General features: G+C 65.0%; 18 protein-coding genes. 11 read left to right on the forward strand and 7 right to left on the reverse strand.

The features are described from left to right. Nucleotides 1-381 precede the first annotated feature (381 nt). Together hemE and hemJ are read left to right on the forward strand one after the other, a co-directional pair. Nucleotides 382-1,419: a uroporphyrinogen decarboxylase gene (gene hemE, locus BB934_RS12910; RefSeq protein ID WP_099509990.1), complete on the forward strand. Its 1,038-nt coding sequence runs from the start codon at nt 382-384 to the stop codon at nt 1,417-1,419. Nucleotides 1,420-1,423: 4 nt separating this feature from the next. Next, on the forward strand, nt 1,424-1,849 hold the full coding sequence (gene hemJ / locus BB934_RS12915; RefSeq protein WP_173909452.1) for a protoporphyrinogen oxidase HemJ: 426 nt from the start codon (nt 1,424-1,426) through the stop codon (nt 1,847-1,849). A 25-nt stretch (nt 1,850-1,874) separates the two neighbouring features. On the opposite strand, the gene BB934_RS12920 is transcribed toward hemJ, so the two are convergent. Continuing rightward, nucleotides 1,875-2,309 (reverse strand): pyridoxamine 5'-phosphate oxidase family protein, encoded by a 435-nt coding sequence (locus tag BB934_RS12920; protein ID WP_099509991.1) that lies wholly within the window; start codon nt 2,307-2,309, stop codon nt 1,875-1,877. Between the two features lie 259 nt (nt 2,310-2,568). Between BB934_RS12920 and rho the strand changes: the two genes are divergently transcribed. Continuing rightward, complete coding sequence (gene rho / locus BB934_RS12925) at nt 2,569-3,834, forward strand: transcription termination factor Rho (RefSeq protein ID WP_099509992.1); 1,266 nt, start codon at nt 2,569-2,571, stop codon at nt 3,832-3,834. A gap of 194 nt (nt 3,835-4,028) precedes the next feature. Here the strand turns inward: rho and BB934_RS12930 are convergent, their stop codons facing one another. Further along, nucleotides 4,029-4,991, reverse strand: coding sequence for a DMT family transporter (locus BB934_RS12930; RefSeq protein WP_099509993.1), 963 nt, complete (start codon nt 4,989-4,991; stop codon nt 4,029-4,031). A 78-nt stretch (nt 4,992-5,069) separates the two neighbouring features. Between BB934_RS12930 and BB934_RS12935 the strand changes: the two genes are divergently transcribed. Continuing rightward, on the forward strand, nt 5,070-5,579 hold the full coding sequence (locus BB934_RS12935) for an Lrp/AsnC family transcriptional regulator (RefSeq protein ID WP_099509994.1): 510 nt from the start codon (nt 5,070-5,072) through the stop codon (nt 5,577-5,579). Here the strand turns inward: BB934_RS12935 and BB934_RS12940 are convergent. Next, nucleotides 5,576-7,603, reverse strand: a complete 2,028-nt coding sequence (locus BB934_RS12940; RefSeq protein ID WP_099509995.1) for a thioredoxin domain-containing protein — start codon at nt 7,601-7,603, stop codon at nt 5,576-5,578. The genes BB934_RS12935 and BB934_RS12940 overlap by 4 nt on opposite strands. 97 nt (nt 7,604-7,700) lie before the next feature. Between BB934_RS12940 and mnmE the strand changes: the two genes are divergently transcribed. From mnmE to BB934_RS12965, 5 genes are all read left to right on the forward strand, one after another. Continuing rightward, the gene (gene mnmE, locus BB934_RS12945; protein ID WP_099509996.1) at nt 7,701-9,011 is read left to right on the forward strand and encodes a tRNA uridine-5-carboxymethylaminomethyl(34) synthesis GTPase MnmE; all 1,311 of its coding nucleotides are present in this window, start codon (nt 7,701-7,703) and stop codon (nt 9,009-9,011) included. A 761-nt stretch (nt 9,012-9,772) separates the two neighbouring features. Further along, nucleotides 9,773-11,656 carry a tRNA uridine-5-carboxymethylaminomethyl(34) synthesis enzyme MnmG gene (mnmG, locus tag BB934_RS12950; RefSeq protein WP_099509997.1) on the forward strand — a complete coding sequence of 628 codons (1,884 nt, stop codon included), beginning with the start codon at nt 9,773-9,775 and terminating at the stop codon, nt 11,654-11,656. 11 nt (nt 11,657-11,667) lie between these two features. Further along, complete coding sequence (rsmG, locus tag BB934_RS12955; protein ID WP_099509998.1) at nt 11,668-12,282, forward strand: 16S rRNA (guanine(527)-N(7))-methyltransferase RsmG; 615 nt, start codon at nt 11,668-11,670, stop codon at nt 12,280-12,282. Then, on the forward strand, nt 12,279-13,115 hold the full coding sequence (locus BB934_RS12960) for a ParA family protein (protein ID WP_099509999.1): 837 nt from the start codon (nt 12,279-12,281) through the stop codon (nt 13,113-13,115). Before rsmG ends, BB934_RS12960 begins: the two co-directional genes overlap by 4 nt. An 18-nt stretch (nt 13,116-13,133) precedes the next feature. Then, entirely contained in the window at nt 13,134-14,018 is an 885-nt protein-coding gene (locus tag BB934_RS12965; RefSeq protein WP_099510000.1) for a ParB/RepB/Spo0J family partition protein, read from the forward strand. Nucleotides 14,019-14,179: 161 nt separating this feature from the next. Here BB934_RS12965 and holA read toward each other — a convergent pair whose 3' ends face one another. The 3 genes from holA to leuS are packed head-to-tail and all read right to left on the reverse strand — an operon-like array spanning nt 14,180 to nt 18,345. Continuing rightward, nucleotides 14,180-15,199, reverse strand: coding sequence for a DNA polymerase III subunit delta (holA, locus tag BB934_RS12970; RefSeq protein WP_099510001.1), 1,020 nt, complete (start codon nt 15,197-15,199; stop codon nt 14,180-14,182). A gap of 4 nt (nt 15,200-15,203) precedes the next feature. Then, nucleotides 15,204-15,737 carry a hypothetical protein gene (locus BB934_RS12975; RefSeq protein ID WP_099510002.1) on the reverse strand — a complete coding sequence of 178 codons (534 nt, stop codon included), beginning with the start codon at nt 15,735-15,737 and terminating at the stop codon, nt 15,204-15,206. After that, nucleotides 15,724-18,345: a leucine--tRNA ligase gene (leuS, locus tag BB934_RS12980; protein WP_099510003.1), complete on the reverse strand. Its 2,622-nt coding sequence runs from the start codon at nt 18,343-18,345 to the stop codon at nt 15,724-15,726. Before leuS ends, BB934_RS12975 begins: the two co-directional genes overlap by 14 nt. 262 nt (nt 18,346-18,607) lie before the next feature. On the opposite strand from leuS, the gene BB934_RS12985 reads away from it, so the two are divergent. Next, nucleotides 18,608-19,291: a YggS family pyridoxal phosphate-dependent enzyme gene (locus BB934_RS12985; RefSeq protein ID WP_099510004.1), complete on the forward strand. Its 684-nt coding sequence runs from the start codon at nt 18,608-18,610 to the stop codon at nt 19,289-19,291. A gap of 164 nt (nt 19,292-19,455) precedes the next feature. On the opposite strand, the gene BB934_RS12990 is transcribed toward BB934_RS12985, so the two are convergent. Beyond that, a complete protein-coding gene (locus BB934_RS12990; protein ID WP_099510005.1) occupies nt 19,456-20,451 on the reverse strand; it encodes an aldo/keto reductase in 996 nt (331 codons plus the stop codon). A gap of 221 nt (nt 20,452-20,672) precedes the next feature. On the opposite strand from BB934_RS12990, the gene BB934_RS12995 reads away from it, so the two are divergent. Continuing rightward, on the forward strand, nt 20,673-21,599 hold the full coding sequence (locus BB934_RS12995) for a LysR family transcriptional regulator (RefSeq protein WP_099510006.1): 927 nt from the start codon (nt 20,673-20,675) through the stop codon (nt 21,597-21,599). Nucleotides 21,600-21,612: the final 13 nt, after the last annotated feature.

Below are 21,612 nucleotides of genomic sequence, written 5' to 3' on the forward strand. Positions count from 1 at the left end.
GGCTGGTACTCTCTCTGAAGAGGAGTCGATCAGTGTGGATAAAACGCCTGAGGTGAGAGGTCCAGCACAAGGGCCTGTGGGCTTCGGCCGAATCCATCAACAGCGCTCGCCGTTGTGCGACATCGCGGGTGGCCCATTGGGAGAATCCGGCACGAATCACTCGGGCCTTTTCGATTCAGATCTGGTTAATCTTCGTTAACGGGCTGTTAAGCTTTAAGATTTCGGAAAGGATTGTGACGGGCCTGCCCCATCCGTTAATGAACCCTTAACGGCGCTGGCCGTGTGGACCGTCTGTGGACGGGGTTGCGGCTTTGTGATTCACGGCCCAAGAGAAACATCAGATTCAAAGATTCAAAGATTCTATTTATTGAGAGAAGGCCTGTGAGCGAGCGTCCCACCAAAGCGATTTTACGCGTGCTGAACGGCGAGCCGGTCTGGCCCTTGCCGATCTGGATCATGCGTCAGGCCGGCCGCTATCTGCCGGAATACCGCGAGACCCGGAGGCAGGCGGGATCCTTCCTCGACCTCTGCTACAATCCGAGGCTTGCCGAGGAGGTGACGCTTCAGCCGATCCGCCGCTTCGGCTTCGACGCCTCGATCCTGTTCTCCGACATTCTCGTCATTCCCCATGCGCTGGGCCAGGACGTGCGCTTCGTCGAGAACGAAGGGCCGAAGCTCGATCCGGTCACCTCGGAGCAGGACTTCTCGCGGCTCGCCGAGGAGCTGCCGCTGGAGCGTCTCGATCCCGTCTTCGAAACATTGGATCGTCTGAGCAGGAGCCTGCCGAAGGAGACGACGCTTCTCGGCTTCTGCGGCGCGCCCTGGACCGTGGCGAGCTACATGATCGCGGGCAAGGGTACGCCGGACCAGGCCCCGGCCCGGCTCACCGCCTATCGCGACCCGGCCTTCATGGATGCGCTCATCGACAGGCTGGTTCGGGCCTCGACCGCCTATCTCATCCGCCAGATCGATGCGGGTGCGGAAGCGGTGCAGATCTTCGAGAGTTTTGGGTCGGCCCTGCCGCCGGCACTCTTCGACCGGCTGTCGCTGAACCCGATCCGCCGCATGGTCGAGGGCCTGAAAAGCGCGCGGCCGGAGGCGAAGGCCATCGTTTTCGTGCGTGGCGGCGGCGCCAACCTGCACCGCTTCGCGGCCGCCGGCATCGGCGACGGGCTGGCGCTCGACTGGACCCTCGATCCGGCTCTCGTGCTGCCGATCCTGCCGGCGACGATCGCCACCCAGGGCAATCTCGACCCGCTGGCCCTGATCGCCGGCGGCGATGCGCTCGACGACGGCGTCGACCATATCCTGGAGGCGGTGCGCGGACGGCCGCACATCTTCAATCTCGGCCACGGCATCCTGCCGGAGACGCCGATCGACCATGTCGAGCGGATGATCGCTCGCGTGCGGGGGGCTTGAGACGATGCTGTACGACTGGATCAAGGCGTTCCACGTGATTGCGATCATCGCGTGGATGGCGGGCATGCTCTATCTGCCGCGGCTTTTCGTCTATCATAGCGACGTGCCGAAGGGCTCAATCCAGTCCGAGACCTTCAAGCTCATGGAGCGGCGCCTGCTCAAGGCGATCATCAACCCGGCCATGGGCCTCGCCTGGATCCTCGGCCTGATCCTGATCTGGCAGGGCGGCTGGTACACCTCCGGCTGGTTGCATGCGAAGGTGCTGCTCGTGCTGATCCTCTCCGGGGTGCACGGATTCCTGTCGAAGACCGTGAAGGTGTTCGCCGCCGACGCGAATGTGCGCCCGGCGAAATTTTACCGCATGATCAACGAGGTTCCGACGGTTCTCATGATCGGCATCGTGATCCTGGTGATCGTGAAGCCGTTCTGACGTCCCTGTGGGGCAGGGGTGTCGCTCAGACCTTCACTTCGCCCTCGTCCGTGCCGTGCCAGTAATGGATGCGGGTTGCGTGAACCTTGATCAGGACGAGCCCCGGGGTGTCGACCCCGTCCTTGAACCAGATCTCCAGGTCCTTCGTCCAATGCTCCTCGAAGGCCTTTCTGTCGCGGATCAGCTCGGCGCGGCCTTCGACGGCGATGAAGATCGGGGGCTTGCCTAGAAGGCCTTTGCTGCCCTGGAAGGCGAGGGATACCTTCGGGTCGCGCTTGATGTCTTCGACCGTCCGCGTCTGCTCATAGGAGAAGAAATACGAATCGCCCTCGTAGGCGACATCTCCGTTGTTGCTCATCGGACGTCCGGCGATCTCGCCGCCCTCCGCATGGGTCGAGAGCATGGCAAAGTCGATGTCGCGCATCTTGTCGGACAGGTCGGCGAGGGTCAGCTGGCTCACGGCGATTTTCTCCTTGATCGGCCACCGATAACCTCTCTTCGGAACGTTCCGTTCCGGGCAGGCGTGACGAAGGCTCTTGTGATTTCCGGAGAAAACGGCTAGAACAAAGGCCTCCTCCTCTAAAGACAGGTGCGCTGCACGGGGCCTCAGGGCTCTCTCGGTCACGGTTCGTGAACCCGGCGGCCCTGTCGAACGTTCCCCTTAATCTCCCCCGCGTACAGCCCCTCTGCCCGCGACTTTACCCCGAGAGTGTTCCCCGATGAGGGAAATCAAACTTCAAGATCTGAAATCCAAATCCGCCACCGAACTCATCACCTTCGCCGAAGAGCTCGAGGTCGAGAACGCGAGCACGATGCGCAAGCAGGAGCTCATGTTCGCCATCCTCAAGCAGCTGGCGGCGCGCGAGGTCGAGATCATCGGCGCCGGCGTCGTCGAGGTGCTGCAGGACGGCTTCGGCTTCCTGCGCTCGGCCGATTCGAACTACCTGCCCGGTCCCGACGACATCTATGTCTCGCCCTCGCAGATCCGGAAGTTCGGCCTGCGCACCGGCGACACGGTGGATGGCCCGATCCGCGGCCCGAAGGAAGGCGAACGCTATTTCGCTCTGCTCAAGGTCAACACCATCAATTTCGAGGATCCGGAGAAGATCCGGCACAAGGTGCATTTCGACAACCTGACGCCGCTCTTCCCGCACGAGCGCTTCAATCTCGAGATCGCCGATCCGACGCGAAAAGATTTCTCGCCGCGCATCATCGACATCGTCTCGCCCATCGGAAAAGGCCAGCGCGCGCTCATCGTCGCGCCGCCGCGCACCGGCAAGACCGTGCTGATGCAGAACGTGGCGCAGTCGATCACCACCAACCATCCCGAGTGCTACCTCATCGTTCTGCTCATCGACGAGCGGCCGGAGGAAGTCACCGACATGCAGCGCTCCGTGAAGGGCGAGGTCGTGGCCTCCACCTTCGACGAGCCGGCGACCCGCCACGTGCAGGTGGCCGAGATGGTGATCGAGAAGGCCAAGCGCCTCGTGGAGCATGGCCGCGACGTGGTGATCCTGCTCGATTCGATCACGCGCCTGGGACGCGCCTACAACACGGTGGTGCCGTCCTCCGGCAAGGTGCTCACCGGCGGCGTCGACGCCAACGCCCTGCAGCGCCCGAAGCGCTTCTTCGGCGCGGCGCGCAACATCGAGGAGGGCGGCTCGCTCACCATCATCGCCACCGCGCTGATCGATACCGGCTCGCGCATGGACGAGGTGATCTTCGAAGAGTTCAAGGGAACCGGCAACTCGGAAATCATTTTGGACCGCAAGGTCGCCGACAAGCGCACCTTCCCGGCCATCGACATCACCCGCTCCGGCACCCGCAAGGAAGAGCTTCTGGTTCCGACGGATACTCTCAAGAAGATGTACGTGCTGCGCCGCATCCTCAACCCGATGGGCACGGTGGACGCCATCGAGTTCCTGCTCGACAAGCTGCGCCAGACCAAGTCGAACCAGGACTTCTTCGATTCCATGAACACCTGAGGCGGAACCTCCGTCTGCAAAATTTGACCCCATCCTCCTCGCGGAGGGTGGGGTTTTTTGTTTGTCCTCAGAACACCCCCATGAGCGCCAGTACGATCACAGTCAGCACGGCAGAGATCAGGAGCGAGCCTGCGCAGCCCAATCGGTTCGAGAAGAACAGAAACATCGCCGCTCCCGTGCTGTGATGGGCGTCGTCAACTCCTGCTGGCGGATGTAAAGACGCCGCTTGCCAGCACAACGCCGGGGGTCGCCAAGGTTATCCCGATCATCGCTGCCGCATCCGGAATCTCGCCGAGCACCGGAATCGCGAGCAGAGCCGCAAGCACGATGGCGAGCGGCGAGAGGGCGGCGGCACGGGAGGCGCCGAGCCGGTCGATGGCGATGCCGTAGAGCACGATGCCGGCAACGCCCGCGACGAAGCCTTGCAGAAGGGCCTGCAGGACGAGCGGGCCGGCCAACCCGTTACCGATCGCGCGGATGAGCGGCGGCAGACCGAAAGGCAGCAGGATCAGGAAGGACCACAGCCCGATCAGGGCAGCCGCCTGCAATGCCGACAATCCGCTGCGGCGATAGGCATGGGTGTAGATCCCCCACAGGCAGGCGCCGGTCAAAAGGAGCAAGTGGCCGCGCCAGGCACCGCTTCCGGTCACGAACAGCCCATAGCCGCCGATGCAGGCGACGCCGATGAGGATCAGGGCGAAGCCGAGCATCCGCAGGCGCCCGAGCTTTTCACCAAAGACGAGCCAGCCGATCAGGGCGACGAAGAGCGGCATGGTGCCTGGCAATAGGGGGCCGATCTCGGCTGCCGGAGCAAATTGCATGCCGAGCGCAACGATGAGGAAGAACGGGGCGCCGGAGCCGAGAAGCCCGAGCGCCTTCGGCAGCTCCAAGCCTTTCGGAAAAAGACCGCTGCGCCAGGCGAACGGGAGGAGCAGGAGCGCAGGCACGCCGAACCGCAACAGGCCGATGGCGGAAGGCGGCAGATCGTGCGTCACCGCATGGCGGGTCGCCACGGCCCAGACAGCCCAGATCGTAACCGTCGCCAAGACGGCCAGCCAGCCAACGAGGGCAGGGCGGGCAGGGGCCTGCGCAGGAATAGGCGAGATCGGACATGGCGTGTCTCCATCAATGCGCCTGAGCATATCCTGGCGTGGCATGGCATGTCCTTGCGAAGTTGTACTGGATAGGAGATACTTATTGGCAGATGATTGCGTGAAAATGAGTTCAGGCAAGAAATGCCTTACGTCGATCTCGATGCCATCGACCTGCGGATCCTGAATGCCCTTCAATCCGACGGGCGGCTGACCAACCAGGAACTGGCGGATCAGGTCGGCCTCTCGCCCTCGCCCTGCCTGCGCCGGGTCCGACGGCTCGAGCGCGACGGCTTCATCCGTACCTACCGCGCCGTGCTCGACCGCGAATCGGTCGGTCTCGGTCTCACGGTCTTCGTCGAGATCAAGGTCGAGAAGCATTCCCGCGACAATGCGCAGGCGCTCCAGCAGGCGCTTGCCGCCATACCAGAGGTGGTAGCCTGCCACATGGTCTCCGGCACGGCCGATTTCATCGCCGAGATCGTGGTGTCGAACCTGAAGGCCTACGAGCGGCTGCTGACGGAAAAGCTCCTTGTCCTGCCGATGATCGGCGACATCCGGTCCAACTTCGCCCTCACCCGCGTGAAATCCGACGCCGCCCTGCCGCTGACGCATCTCAGACGCGAGACGGAGCGACAGGAGCCGGATTGTTAATCCGGAATTCTACTCGCGTGGGACGACAGCATTTCCGCGACCCGTGCCCTCAAGCCGTCCTCATCCGTGACCGGGAGCGAGCAGCGAATGCCGGCGCAGACCAGGGCCTGAGCTTCGGTTCCTGAGGTGGCAAGGGCTTTGGCAGGGTGGTTATCGGCCAACGATTCGTCCGCGCCGAGCCGGCGGACGCTGCGGTCGAGATAGGGAAGGGCGAGGGTGGCGTCGTACAGCGCTTCGACATCGTTTCCCGTGACGAGAATGCTCACGCCCCGCAGATGCAGGTCGAGGGCGTTGAGGATCGAGGCGTGGCCGAGCGGCGACGAGCGGGCGATGCCGACGAGCCGGCTCAACATTTCCCGCGCCTGCACGATGTCCTCTTCGGCCTCCGTGATCTGCGCCAGCCGCACAAGCGCTTCGGCGAAGACGCCGTTGGCGTTGGGCACCGCGTCGTCCTGGCTCGGCTGCGGCCGGACAACGAGGGGGTCGGTTCCTTCAGCCGTCATGGCAAGGCAATTGGCATCTTCCACCAGGAACTCTGACAGCAGGACATCGCGCCAAGTTCGCGCGTCCTGGAGGTAGGACGATTCCGAGGTCGCCTCGTAGAGGGCGAGCGCCGCGCGCATCATGGCGGCGTGGTCGAGGGCGAAGCCCGGAAAGATCAGCGCGCCGCCGCGCCAGGAATGGCCGAGCCGGCCGTCACGGCTCATCGCGCGCTGAACGAAGCCATAGGCCCGCTGCGCCAGGGAGATCCATTCGGGCCGGCCGAGGAGGGGCGCCGCGCGCACGAGAGCGCCGATCATCAGCCCGTTCCAGTCCGACAGCACCTTGTCGTCGAGGCCGGGCCTGATGCGGGAAGCCCGCCGCTCCAAAAGCGTCGTCCGCATCACGGCCAATCGCTCCTCGATCGCGGGAGGGGCTTCGCCGGACAGGAGACGGTTCGGGATGCTGTGGCCCTCGAAATTGCCCTCGGCGGTGATGTCGTAGACCTGCGCGAAGAAGGCCGCATCCTCCTCGCCTAAGTTCTCGCGGATGTCGGCCAGGCTCCAGACATAGAAGCGGCCTTCCTCGCCCTCCGAATCCGCATCGAGGCTCGCGGCAAAGGCGCCCTCGGGAAGCGCCATCTCCCGTTGCAGCCAGGCGACGATCCCCTCGGCCGCATCGCGGAAAAGGCGGCGGCCGGTCTCGGCGTAGGCCAGCGCGTAGAGTTCCAAGAGCTGCGCATTGTCGTAGAGCATCTTTTCGAAATGCGGCACGAGCCAGCGCTCGTCGACCGAATAGCGGGCGAAGCCGCCGCCGAGATGGTCGCGGATGCCGCCGAGCGCCATGCGTTCCAGGGTCAGGAGAAAGCGCTGCTTCGCCGCCTCATCGCCGCTGCGGCGGGCATAGCGATAGAGGAATTCGAGGATCGGCGGATTGGGAAATTTCGGCGCGCCCTGCAGGCCGCCGTTCTCCCTGTCGATGAGCTCGGAGAGGCGCAGAACGAAACGGTCGAGATCGTCGAGGCCGAGCGTGCCGCCGTCGCCCGCTTCCGCCTTCGCGAGGCTCTGCTTGATCGCGTCCCGGTTCTTGAGGATCCGCTCGGGCTCGGCGCGGTAGAGACGGTCGATCTCGCGCAGCACCGCGACGAAGCCGGGGCGGCCGAAGCGCGGCTCCTTCGGAAAGTAGGTGCCGCCCCAGAACGGCTCGCCCTCCGGCGTCAGGAACATGGTGAGCGGCCAGCCGCCCTGCTCGCCCAGGAGATGAAGCGCGCTCATATAGACGTGGTCCACATCCGGCCGCTCCTCCCGGTCGACCTTGATGTTGACGAAGAGCGCGTTCATGACCGCGGCGACCCCCGGGTCCTCGAAGCTCTCATGCGCCATGACGTGGCACCAATGGCAGGCGGCATAGCCGATGGAGATCAGGATCGGCCTGTCGAGCCTTTTGGCTTCGGTCAGGGCCTCGGGACCCCATTCCCACCAATGGACAGGGTTGTCCCTGTGCTGCAGAAGGTAGGGAGAATGGGCCTCGCTCAGGCGGTTCATGAATCCTGCTCCGGCGCCGGCCTCGTTGCAGACTGCGCCTGCTGTTTTTAAGACGTCATCAACCTTAAATCCTCTTCTCCTCACGAGGTTCACGCTCATGCGTTCGGACGACACGATCTTCGCGATGGCCTCCGGTCACGGCCGCGCCGCCGTCTGCCTGATCCGGATCAGCGGTGGGGAGAGCCGCACTATCCTCGAGCGGTTGGCGGAACGCGTGCCCGATCCTCGCCGGGCCGTCGTGCGGATCTTGACGGATCCGGCAACCGGCGAGCCTCTCGATCAGGCGCTCGTCCTCTGGATGCCGGGGCCGCAGAGCTTTACCGGTGAGGATCAGGCCGAGCTCCACATCCATGGCGGGCTGGCGACCAGGGCCGCGGTGCTGCGCGTTCTCGGCTCCGTCGAGAATTGCCGCCCGGCGGAGGCCGGCGAGTTCACCCGTCGCGCCTTTCTCAACGGCCGCATGGACCTCTCCCAGGTCGAGGGCCTCGCCGACATCATCGACGCCGAGACCGAGGCGCAGCGGCGCCAGGCCATGCGCCAGCTCGGCGGCAAGCTGGGACATGCCGCCGAGGGTTGGCGCGAGGAGGTGCTGCAGGTGCTGGCTCTGCTCGAGGCGAGCCTCGACTTCTCCGACGAGGGCGATGTGCCGGAGGATCTGGAGGCGGAGATCCTCGCCACGATCGACCGGATCGCGGACGAGATCGGTCGCGCTGCTGCCGACCGCAGCGGCGAGCGTCTGCGCGAGGGCCTCACCGTCGTGCTCGTCGGTCCGCCCAATGCCGGCAAGTCGACTCTGCTGAATGCCCTTGCCCGGCGCGATGTCGCCATCGTCTCGCCGATCGCCGGCACCACCCGGGACGCGATCGAGGTCCATTGCGATCTCGGCGGCTTGCCGGTGGTCGTCGTCGACACGGCCGGGTTGCGCGAGAGCGGCGATCTCATCGAGCAGGAAGGCGTCTCCCGCGCCCGCGCCCGGGCGCAGGACGCCGATCTCGTCCTCTGGCTCGTGCCGCCGGAGGGCGAGGAGGGCGCTCCGCCTGAGGCTCGGCGCCTGTTGAAGGTGGGGACGAAGGCCGATATGGATCCGGTCCGGTCTGGTTGCGATGTGATGATCGCCGCCGCGACCGGCGAGGGTCTGCCCGAACTGATCCAACGGCTGGAGACCGAGGCGGAGAGCCTGATGGGGCAGGGCGATGCCATCGTCACCCGCGAGCGCCACCGCAAGGCGCTGGAGCGTGCTCATACCGCACTGGAGCGGGCGCGGTCGATACTCGCAACCCACGGTCCGCTCGAATTGGCAGCAGAGGAGGTGCGGCTCGCTGCCCGCGCCGTCGGCGAGATCACGGGTCGCGTCGATGTGGAGGATGTGCTCGACCGGCTGTTCTCCAGCTTCTGCATCGGCAAATGATTGTGGCTGAAGAACATTGGTGCCCCGAAACTCTCGGCCTTGTGCCGGCGGTCCTCATTCAAAAAGTGCGGCAGTCTTCCGATCGGGATGGCCGGGACAAGCCTGGCCATGACGTCGAGAATGTTATCCATGGAAGACCGGCTAAAATCTTCTATCCTCATTCTTAGAGGATGCTCGTCGTTCCTCATGAGGCGCAGGTGCCTTCTCCCTCCCCCTTGTGGGGAGGGCCGGGGTGGGGGTGTATCCGCCACACACCGATAGGCTATCGCTCACACCCCCACCTCCAAGTCCTCCCCACAAGGGGGAGGAGGGTTTCCCGCGCTTTACGAGCCAGACTTTGAGGAGCAGCGCAGCGTCTCGAAGGAGGACCTAGTGGGTGCAGGAGACGCCCGACCCTTCGAGACGGTCACCTACGTGGCCTCCTCAGGGTGAGGGCTGTGGGGTAGACAACCTTTATGTGCCGAACTTATTGGACAAACCGGCGACGGGCCGTGTTTCCCCCATTCACGAATCGGTGGAACGGTGCTGAATCCGTGGTGCATGGGCTGTGGGCCGGCTGTGCAGAACCAAAATGTTTCACGTGAAACATTTTGCCCTTTTGACCTCTGCCGAACGAGCACTTAGATCAGCGCATCGGATGAATTTGCGCCCGGCTTTGCTATGCGAGGCCCATAGTGGCGCCGAACGATTAGTTCAGGAGCAGTGAGCATCCAACGGAGGTGGAAACTACCTCGGATCCGATGCTCCGGTATGGAGATAGCATGAGCGCGGTGTTCGATGTGATCGTCGTCGGCGGCGGCCACGCAGGGTCCGAAGCGGCCGCCGCATCGGCGCGCATGGGTGCGCGCACGGCGCTTGTCACCCATAAGCTCTCGACCATCGGCGCCATGTCCTGCAATCCGGCCATCGGCGGGCTCGGCAAGGGCCATCTGGTGCGCGAGATCGATGCCCTCGACGGCGTGATGGGCCGCATCGCCGATAAGGCCGGAATCCAGTTCCGCCTGCTCAACCGCCGCAAAGGCCCGGCCGTGCGCGGGCCGCGCACCCAGGCCGACCGCAAGCTCTACGCCCGCGCCATGCAGGCGGAGCTGCGGCAGACGCCGAATCTCACCATCGTCGAAGGGGAGGCGGACGATCTCGTCGTCCGCGAGGGCCGGATCGCCGGTCTCCTGCTGACAGACGGGCGCATTCTCGCGGCTGGGGCCGTGGTCATCACCACCGGCACCTTCCTGTCGGGCCTGATCCATATCGGCGATAAGAAGATCCCGGCCGGCCGCATGGGCGAGCGTCCGTCTCTGGGCCTGCCGAAGACTTTTGCGCGGCTCGGCTTCACCCTCGGGCGCCTGAAGACCGGCACCCCGCCGCGCCTCGACGGCCGGACCATCGATTGGGCCGGTATCGACAAGCAGGCGGCGGACGATGAGCCGGTGCCGTTCTCCCTGCTCACCACACGGATCGAGAACCCACAGATCGAGTGCGGCATCACCCGCACCAATGCCAAGGTCCACGCGCTGATCCGGGACAACCTGCACCGTTCGGCGATGTATTCGGGCGAGATCCAGGGCAGGGGGCCGCGCTATTGCCCCTCCATCGAGGACAAGGTGGTGCGCTTCGGCGACCGCGACGGCCACCAGATCTTCTTGGAGCCCGAGGGCCTCGACGATTTCACCGTCTATCCCAATGGGATCTCGACCTCCCTGCCGGAGGAGGTGCAACTCGCCTTCCTGTCCCATATTCCGAGCCTGGAGAGGGTGCGGATGCTGCAGCCGGCCTATGCCATCGAGTACGACTATGTCGATCCGCGCAACCTGACCGCGGCGCTGGAAACCAAGGCTGTCGAGGGCCTCTTTCTCGCCGGCCAGATCAACGGCACCACGGGCTATGAGGAGGCAGCGGCGCAAGGGTTGGTCGCCGGCCTCAATGCCGCCCGCCGCGCTTCCGGACAGGACGGCATCGTGTTCGACCGGGCCGAATCCTATATCGGCGTGCTGGTCGACGATCTCATCACCCGCGGCGTGAGCGAGCCCTACCGCATGTTCACCTCGCGCTCCGAATATCGCCTGAGCCTGCGCATCGACAATGTGGACGAGCGCCTGACCGGCAAGGGGTTGGAGATCGGCTGCGTCGGCTCGCGGCGCGAGAGGCATTTTCAGCATTCTCAGCAAGAGATCGGGCATACGAGGAAGCGCCTGCAGGCCCTTACCCTCACGCCGCAGGAAGCCGCCCGCCATGGCTTGGAGCTGAACCAGGATGGAATCCGCCGCACCGCCTATCAGCTTCTGTCCTATCCCAGCATCGGCTGGAGTGACCTTGCGCGGGTATGGCCCGACCTGTCGGCGGTGAGCTTGACCGTCCGCGAGCGGCTGGAGACGGACGCCACCTATGCGGTCTACCTCGACCGCCAGCAGGCCGATATTGCCGCCTATCGCCGCGATGAGGGCGTGGTTCTGACCGACGGAATCGACTTCCAAGGGCTGCCCGGCCTGTCGAACGAGATCAAGGCCAAGCTCGATCTCGTCCGGCCCAAGACCCTGGGGCAGGCAGCTCGCATCGAAGGCATCACCCCCGCGGCACTCACGCTTCTGGCTGCCCATGCCCGCAAAGCGCCCGGTCGGTCCGCCCGCACTCTCGAGCCGCTGTCGTGACGAGATCCGCCATGGTGACCGCATCCGACCTGAATGTTTCACGTGAAACATTCGAGAAGCTGGAGTTGCTCGAGCGCGAGCTTCGCCGCTGGCAGGCGATCAAGAACCTCGTCGGACCGGCGACGCTGACCCAGATCTGGGACCGGCACATCGTCGATTCGCTGCAGCTTCTCGACCTTGCGCCCGAGGCCAAGACTTGGCTCGACCTCGGTTCCGGCGCCGGTTTCCCTGGCTTGGTCCTTGCCATCGCCGGCGCGGAGCGGGGGCTTACCGTCCATCTCGTGGAGAGCAATTCGCGCAAATGCGCCTTCCTGCGCCAGATCGCCCGGCTCACCGGCGCTGCGGCCACGATCCACGAAGCGCGGCTGGAGACGGTCGTTCCGGGCTTCGTCGGAAAGGCGGATGTGGTCTCGGCGAGGGCGCTCGCCTCGTTGAACATGCTCCTGGATTGGACCGCCCCGTTGTTGAAAGCGGGGACAATGGGCCTGTTTCCCAAGGGTCGGGACGCCGGGATTGAATTGACCGAGGCCCGGAAAAAGTGGACATTCGAGGCAGAGATCCTGCCGAGCCTGACCGATCCTGACGCCAGGATTCTGCGCATTTCCTCCATCGAGAGCCATTCATGATGACCGACCGCAACGGACCCGAACCAGGCGCGCGTGGGAAGCCGCGTGTCCTCGTGCTCGCCAACCAGAAGGGCGGTGTCGGCAAGACCACGACGGCAATCAATCTCGGCACGGCCCTCGCTGCGATCGGCGAAAGGGTTCTGATCATCGATCTCGACCCGCAGGGAAATGCTTCGACGGGTCTCGGCATCGACCGCAAGAGCCGTCAGGTCTCGACCTATCATGTGCTCGCCGGCGAAGCGTCGCTGGAGGAGAGCATCACCGAGACCGTGGTGCCCGGATTGTCGGTCGCGCCCTCGACTCTCGACCTCCTCGGCGTCGAATTGGAGATCGCGAACGAGCGCAACCGGGCGCACCGACTCCGCTCGGCGATCGACAGTCTTTCGGCCTTCGAGGTAAGCGAACCTTTTACCTATGTTTTGATCGATTGCCCGCCTTCGCTGAATCTTCTGACCATCAATGCCTTGACCGCCGCTGACGCGGTTCTGGTCCCCCTCCAATGCGAATTTTTTGCTCTGGAAGGCCTCAGCCAGCTGCTCAAGACGGTCGAACAGGTCCGTTCCGCCCTCAACCCGGATCTGTCGATTCACGGCGTGGTTCTGACCATGTTCGACCCGCGCAACAACCTGTCGGGACAGGTGGTGGCGGATGTGCGCCAGTTCATGGGCGCCAAGGTTTACGAGACGATGATCCCGCGCAACGTGCGCGTGTCGGAAGCGCCGTCGCACGGCAAGCCGGTCCTGCTCTACGATCTGAAATGCGCCGGCTCGCAGGCTTATCTGCGGCTCGCCTCGGAAGTCATCCAGCGTGAACGCGCCCTGCGTGCAGCCTAAGAATATTTGAGAGTGACAATGGCAGAAGAAGGTAAGTCGCGTCTGGGCCGTGGATTGGCCGCCCTGATTGGCGAGGTGGGGGACGAGATGGGCAACCTCGAGCGCAAAGGCTTCGTGCCGCGCTCGGTGCCAGTGGAGTTCCTGCGCCCGAACCCGCGCAATCCGCGAAAGGCGTTCGACGATGCGGATCTGCAGGAGCTGACCCAGTCGATCAAGGATCGCGGCATCATCCAGCCGATCGTGGTGCGGTCGATCCAGGGCACGACCGATAAATACGAGATCGTCGCCGGCGAGCGCCGCTGGCGCGCGGCGCAGAAGGCCGGGCTGCACCGGGTGCCGGTGGTGGTCGTCCAGATCGACGACCAGACCTCGCTCGAATACGCGATCCTCGAGAACGTCCAGCGCGCCGACCTCAATCCCATCGAGGAGGCGGAAGGCTATTCGCGCCTGATGGCCGAGTTCTCCTACACGCAGGAGAACCTCTCCAAGGTCATCGGCAAGAGCCGCAGCCACATCGCCAACACGCTCCGCCTCACCGATCTGCCCGTAGGCGTGCGCAAGATGCTGATGGAGCGCAAGCTCACCGCCGGCCATGGCCGCGCGCTGCTCTCGGTGAAGGACCCGGTCCAGGTGGCAAAGCGCGTTCTCGACGAGGGCCTGAGCGTGCGCCAGGTCGAGGAGATCGCCCAGACCGAGAATGCAACGCCGGCGAAGGCGGAGGCCAAGGCCGCCAAGCCCGCCAGGACGGAAAAGGACCCGGACACGCGGGCGCTCGAGAAGGCGCTGCAGGACGTGCTCGGCCTCACCGTCAGCATCGACCACAAGGGCAGCGGCGGCGAATTGCGCATCAAGTACAAGACCCTGGAGCAGCTCGACGGCCTGTGCCGGCGGTTGAATCCGTAGGATTTCACACGCTCAACACCAAGAAGCCTCATCCTGAGGAGGTCGCACAGCGACCGTCTCGAAGGAGGATCCAGTGTGCTCTGGAACCTCCTTCGAGACGCCGCTTTCAGCGGCTCCTCAGGATGAGGGTGGTGCCTGTCGAGAACGGAAGCGGCTGTAACTTACCGCCTCGCCGCCCGTGCAATATCAAGCAGCGTCTTCGCCGCGATCGTGTCGTCAAGATCGGACAGGCGCCGGGTCTGCAGGAGGCTCGACTGCAAGAGGGTGATGGCGTTCCTGAGGCTGTCGCCGGTCCAGCGCTGGAGATGGCGCTCGACCAGGGGCTTGCGCCGGAAATGCAGGCTGCGCATGGTTTCCATCACCGCCGGGATGGGGCGACCTTCCTCTACGGAAAGGCGCGCCGTCAGCAGCATCAGCGCGTGACGAAGCGCTGAGCCGAGCAGCACCGAGGAGTTGACGCCCTCGGCGGCCAGCCGCCGGGAGCCGGTCTCGAGACCGGTGCCTTCACCGGCAAAGGCTGCATCCACCACCGCATCCATGGCAAGGCTCGACACGTCGCTCATGATCGCGTCCACGTCGGCCAGCGTGATCTCGCGCTGGCCGTGGGCGTAGAGCATCAGCTTGGCGAGCTCGCCGCGGGTGGCGAGGCGGTCGCCGCCGAGGCTCGCGATCAGGGCCGCGCGGGCCTCGCGCTGAATGGAAAAGCCATTGTCTTTCAAGGTGTCGTCGACCACGTTGCCGAGATCGCGGCCGGTATCGGCATAGCAGGGCAGGGCGAGCGCCTTCTGCGAGCGCTCGCACAATGTCCGCAGGGGCGAGGATTTCTGCAGGTCCCCGCCTTCGATGACGATCACCGTATCCTGCAGCTCGCCTTTCAGGACCGCATCCACGGCCGGCGCGATGTTGCGCGAGGTCGCCTTCACCCAGATAGCGCGCTTGGACCCGAAGAGACCCATGGTCCCGGCTTCGTCGGCAAGGCGCCCGGGATCGGCCGCGATGTCGTCGCCGTCGATCCGGATGAGCTGGAACGGGTCGGAGGGGTCGTCGACCGAGCGCTCGGCCACGGTCCGGGCGCGCTCGTTGATCAGGCCCATATCGGGCCCGTAGAACAGGAAGATCCCGATGCGCGGATCGGGGCGCCGCAATGCCCCGTCCACGTCTCCCGCTTTGACGGCGACCATGGGCTCAGCTGTTCGCCAGCACCGCCGACAGCCGGGTGCGCACCTGCAGCGCCAGATCCTTGGCGAGCTTGATCTCCGCATCGCGGTTGGCCCGGATATTGGCGAAGCGCTGCGGGAAACGGTCGAAGCTGGCCGAGGAGGTCGCAACGCCCTGAGTGACCACGGTTTTCCCATCGAGGCTGGTCAGGGTGTAGGTGAGCGTGCCGCCGAGGATCACCGAACTCGGCGCGCCGATCTGGGTGTCGATCACCGGGCTCGACTGGCTCTGCGCCAGGGTCATCTTCAGGGCATAGCGCTTCGGCGTGTCCGATCCCGAGCCGTTCAAGGCATAGATCATCTCGCTGCGCAGGTAATGCCCCGTATTCGCAAGCGCAGGCGGCCATTGAACCTCAGGCACGTCGATGGAGGCGAGCACGGTCTGGAGCGACTGGCCGGATGCGGTCGGACCGTAGAGCGGCCGGAGGCAGGCGGACAGGCCGAGAGAGAGACCTGCCACCACTGCAACGCGGGCAAGGATCTTGAGGTTAAGCGACGACATTCACGATCCTTTGGGGAACGACGATGATCTTGCGGGCCGGCTTCCCGTCGAGCGCCTTCTGCACGGCGTCGAGCGAGAGCACGGCCGCCTCGACTGTAACCTGATCCGCATCGCGGGCAACCGTCACGTCGGCGCGCTTCTTGCCGTTGACCTGCACGGGCAGGGTGATCGTGTCCTCGACCAGCAGAGACCGGTCGACGACCGGCCAGGCCGTGTCGGATGCGAGGCCGGGCTCGCCCAGGGATTCCCAGCATTCCTCGGCGAGATGCGGCATCATCGGCGCCAGCAGCTGCACGAAGATGCGCCCCGCCTCGGCGAAAGCCGCACCCAATCCCGGCTCGTCGCCGGTCTTGGCCTGGTTCGCCAGGTCGTGCAGGGAATTGGCGAGCTCGTAGAGATGGGCGACGCAGCGGTTGAAGCGCAGGCGCTCCACGTCGTCCTCTACGGCGGCCAGCGCCTTGTGCGCGGCCTTGCGCACGGCGGTGGCAATGGGGCCGGTGCCGATGGTTGCATCCGCGCCGGTCGCGCGGTCCGCGATCTCGCCGACGAGGCGCCACACGCGCTGCACGAAGCGGCCGGCGCCCTGCACGCCTTCCTCGGTCCAGATCACGTCGCGCTCAGGCGGCGAGTCGGACAGCATGAACCAGCGCGCCGTGTCGGCGCCGTAGGAGGCGATGATCTCGTCCGGATCGACCGTGTTCTTCTTCGACTTCGACATCTTCTCGATCGAGCCGATCTCGATCGGTGCGCCGGTCTCCACATGGAAGGCCTTGCGCGCGTTGCCTTGCGTCTCGAAGCGCACGTCCGCGGGCAGCACCCAGCCGCCGTCCGCGTCCCGGTAGGTCTCGTGCACCACCATGCCCTGCGTGAACAGGCCCGCGAAGGGCTCGTCGAGGCCGGCATGTCCCGTCTTCTTCATCGCGCGGGTGAAGAAGCGCGAATAGAGCAGGTGCAGGATCGCATGCTCGATGCCGCCGATATACTGATCGACGGGCAGCCAGGCATCGACGGTCGCGCGGTCGGTCGGCTTGTCGACAAGCGTCGGGTCGGTGAAGCGCGCGAAGTACCAGGACGAATCGACGAAGGTGTCCATGGTGTCCGTCTCGCGCCGGGCCTTGCCTCCGCATTGCGGGCAATCGACGTGCTTCCAGGTCGCGTGACGGTCGAGCGGGTTGCCCGGCACGTCGAAGGACACGTCCTCCGGCAGCACCACGGGCAGCTGGTCCTTCGGCACCGGCACGACGCCGCAAGCATCGCAATGGATGATCGGGATCGGGCAGCCCCAATAGCGCTGGCGCGAGATGCCCCAGTCGCGCAGGCGAAAATTCACCTTGCGCTCGGCCACCGGACGATTGCCGCGGGTCTCGCTCTCCAGGCGGCGGGCGACCTCCTCCTTCGCCTCGTCGATGGTCATGCCGTCGAGGAAGCGGGAATTGATCATCCGGCCGTCGCCGTCATAGGCCGTATCGGTGATGACGAAGGCGTCCGGCTCCACGTCCGGCGGGCAGACGACGGGGGTGTTGCCGAGGCCGTACTTGTTGACGAAGTCGAGATCGCGCTGGTCATGCGCCGGGCAGCCGAAGATGGCGCCGGTGCCGTATTCCATCAGGATGAAGTTCGCGACGTAAACCGGCAGTGTCCAGTTCGGGTCGAACGGATGCTCGGCGCGGATGCCGGTGTCGAAGCCGAGCTTTTCCGCCTTGTCGATGGTCTCCTGCGCGGTGCCCATGCGCTTGGCTTCTTCGATGAAGGCAGCGAGCTCGGGGTTCTTCTCGGCAGCCGCCTTCGCCAGCGGATGATCGGGCGCAACCGCCATGAACTTCGCGCCGAACAGGGTGTCCGGGCGAGTCGTATAGATCTGCAGCTCGGTCTCGCCGTTCGGCACGGTCTCCGGCTTCAACGCAAAGCGGACCAGCAGGCCCTCCGAGCGGCCGATCCAGTTGCGTTGCATCAGGCGCACCTTCTCCGGCCAGCGGTCGAGGGTGTCGAGCCTGTCGTCGAGATCCTGCGCGAAATCGCTGATCTTCAGGAACCACTGGGTTAGCTCGCGCTGCTCGACGAGAGCGCCCGAGCGCCAGCCGCGCCCGTCGATCACCTGCTCGTTGGCGAGCACGGTGTGATCGACCGGGTCCCAGTTCACCTTCGCCGTCTTGCGGTCGACGAGGCCTGCTTCCAGGAAGTCCAGGAACATGCGCTGCTGGTGCTTGTAATAGCTCGGATCGCAGGTCGCGATCTCGCGGCTCCAGTCGATGGCAAGCCCCATCGATTGCAGCTGTGAGCGCATGGTCGCGATGTTGGCATAGGTCCATTCCTTCGGGTGGACCTTGTTCTGCATCGCGGCGTTCTCGGCCGGCATGCCGAAGGCGTCCCAGCCCATCGGATGAAGCACGTTGAAGCCCTTGGCGCGCTTGTAGCGCGCCACCACGTCGCCCATGGTGTAGTTGCGCACGTGGCCCATATGGATGCGCCCCGACGGATAGGGAAACATCTCGAGCACGTAGTATTTCGGACGCGGGTCGTCGTTGTTCGTCTTGAACAGGTCGCGGTCGTTCCAGACCTGCCGCCATTTCAGCTCGGCTTCCTTGGCGTTGTAGCGCTCGGGCCTCATTTTTCTCAAAGTTCCGTCATGATGGAGATTCAAGCGGCTTGCGCCGCCGGGTTGCGCCGGACTAGGACACAGCTCTCCGGCGCGGTCAACGGTTTCGCGCATGCGAGATGGTCGAGATTCGACGTCTGTGTCATCCCCGGCGGCCCGAAGGGCCGGGAAGGGCATCCACGACGACGCGCTTGACCGTGGATCCCCTTCCCCTGCGATGGCTGACGCCATCTTAAGGCCGGGGACGACAGCGTAGAAGCAGGTGAGGACATCCATGAGCGAGAACGACGCAGTCGAAGGCTTGGAGTTGGTGCGGGAGAGCATCCGGCGCTCGGCGTCCGACTATGGCCGGGACCCGTCCTCGATCACCCTCGTGGCGGTCTCGAAGACCTTTCCGGCGGAGGCCATCGAACCTGTCCTGGATGCAGGCCAGCGGATCTTCGGCGAGAACTACGTGCAGGAGGCCAAGGCCAAATGGCTTAGCCTCCGCGAGCGCTATGACGGCGTCGAACTGCACATGATCGGCCCGATCCAGTCCAACAAGGCCAGGGAGGCGGTGGAACTCTTCGACGCGATCCACACCCTCGACCGGCCCTCGCTGGCGGAAGCGCTCGCCAAGGAGATCGCCAAGCAGGGGAAGCAGCCGCGCCTGCTGGTGCAGGTGAACACCGGCGAGGAGCCGCAGAAGGGCGGGGTCATCCCCACCGAGGTCGACGCTTTTCTCGAGGCCTGCCGCAGCAAATATGGCCTGGAGATCGAAGGCCTCATGTGCATCCCGCCGGCTGAGGATCCGCCGTCGCCGCATTTCGCGCTGCTCAACACCATCGCCCGGAAGCACGGGCTCAAGACCCTCTCCATGGGCATGAGCGCCGATTTCGACGCGGCGATCCAGTTAGGGGCCACCCATGTGCGGGTGGGGAGTGCGATCTTTGGGGCAAGGCCGCGACCATCGAAATAGGAGCCTTGCATCAAGCTTTCGTCTCTCTCGGCCCTCATCCTGAGGAGCAGACGTAAGTCTGCGTCTCGAAGGAGGCTCCAGAGAGCACTGGATCCTCCTTCGAGACGGTCGCTCTGCGACCTCCTCAGGATGAGGTCGGGTGATAAAGCACGGATTTTCGACGCTCACGCCCTCTCGCTGTCCAGCATGCCCATCTGCGCCTTCGGATAGCGATCACCGGCGGCGGCGCCCTTGGGGACGATCCGTTCGATGGCGGCGAGATCCTCCACCGTCAGCCGCACGTCCAGCGCACCGAGGGCCTCGGCGAGCCGGTCGCGGCGGCGCGCGCCGATCAGCGGGATGATGTCCTCGCCCTGCGCCGCGACCCAGGCGATGGCGATCTGCGCGACGCTGACGCCTTTCGTCTCCGCCAGAGTCTTGAGCGCTTCGACCAGCGCCAGGTTCTTCTCCACATTGCCGTCCTGGAAACGCGGGCTGTGGCTTCGGAAATCGCCCTTGCTTTCACCGCCTTTCTGCCAATGCCCGCTGATCAACCCGCGGGAGAGAACGCCATAGGCGGTGATGCCGATGCCGAGTTCGCGGCAGGCGGGCAGGATGCTGTCCTCGATGCCGCGCGAGATCAGCGAGTACTCGATCTGCAGGTCGCAGATCGGATGCACGGCGGCGGCGCGGCGGATGGTGTCGGCGCCGACCTCCGACAGGCCGATATGGCGCACATAGCCTGCCTTCACCATGTCGGCGATGGCGCCGATGGTGTCCTCGATCGGCACGTTCGGATCGAGCCGGGCCGGGCGGTAGATGTCGATGTGATCGACCCGCAGGCGTTGCAGCGTATAGGCGAGGAAGCTTTTGACGGCACTGGGCCTTGCATCGTAGCCGAGCCAGGCCCCGGCCGGGTCGCGCATGGCGCCGAACTTGACGCTGATGAGCGCCCGGTCGCGGTCGCGGCCCTGAAGCGCTTCGCCGATCAGCATCTCGTTGTGGCCCATGCCGTAGAAATCGCCCGTGTCGACCAGGGTGATGCCGGCCTCCATCGCCGCATGGATGGTGGCGATGCTCTCCGCCCTGTCGGCCGGCCCGTACATGCCCGACATGCCCATGCAGCCGAGGCCGAGGGCGGACACGGTGGGGCCGGTTTGTCCCAATTGGCGATGTTGCATCCGATGATCTCCTGACCGTTGGTTCACAAATCTTTGCTGAAACTCTTCCAGACCCTTCGAGACTGCGCTGCGCGCCTCCTCAGGGTGAGGGCTGCGGGAGTGACGGGTTCTCGCCGGAGCTTGAGGCCCCGGGCCGGCACCCGCCATGAAGGGATCATGCCCGCTTCCGGTTCGTGCGATAATCCGGCATAAACGAAACAGGCTGTTTGGATTTTCGAACAATGAGCGATGTGGATCTCGCCGATCTCGAAGCCTTCGCGGCGGTGGCGCGGGCGCGGAGCTTTCGCAGCGTGGCCCGCCTGCGCGGGGTCTCGGCCTCGTCCCTGAGCGAGGCCCTGCGCCGGCTGGAGGCTCGGCTCGGGGTGAGGCTTCTCAACCGCACGACCCGCAGCGTCACGCCGACAGAAGCAGGCCAGCGCCTGCTGGAGCGCCTGAGCCCGGCCCTGAGCGAGGTTGCCGCCGCGCTCGATGCGGTCAACGGCTTTCGCGATTCGCCGACCGGGACACTGCGGCTCAACGTGCCCACGGCGGTGGCCCGTCTGGCGCTCCCGCCGATCATCGGTCCTTTTCTCACCGCTCATCCGGGCATCAATCTCGAAGTGACCACCGAGGACAGCTTCGTCGATGTGCTGGCGGCGGGCTTCGACGCGGGTATCCGCTACGACGAGCGGCTGGAAAAGGACATGATCGCGGTGCCCGTCGGCCCGCGCGTGCAGCGCTTCGCCGTCGTCGCAGCGCCGTCCTATCTCGACGTCCGCGGCCGGCCTTCGCATCCGAAGGATCTTCTCACTCACGTCTGCATCCGCCACCGCTTCGCCAGCGGCGTGATGCATCCTTGGGAATTCGAGCGCGACGGCGAGATCGTGAAGATCACGCCGAACGCGCGGGTGATCGCCAACAGCATCGATCTGGAAATCGCCGCCGCGATCCAGGGGCTCGGGCTCATCGCCACCTTCGCGGGATTCGTGGAGCCATATGTGAAGAGCGGCGCGCTGGAGCCGGTTCTGCAGGATTGGCTGCAGCCGTTTTCCGGGCCTTTTCTTTACTACCCTAGTCGTCGCCACATGCCGGCGCCCCTGCGCGCCTTCGTCGATTTCATCAAGCGCCGCAAGGCGGGCGACGTTGCATCGGCGGCGCTTTCCGGGTAAGCCTTGCGCATCG

It is taken from the genome of Microvirga ossetica, from assembly GCF_002741015.1.
Taxonomy (GTDB): domain Bacteria; phylum Pseudomonadota; class Alphaproteobacteria; order Rhizobiales; family Beijerinckiaceae; genus Microvirga; species Microvirga ossetica.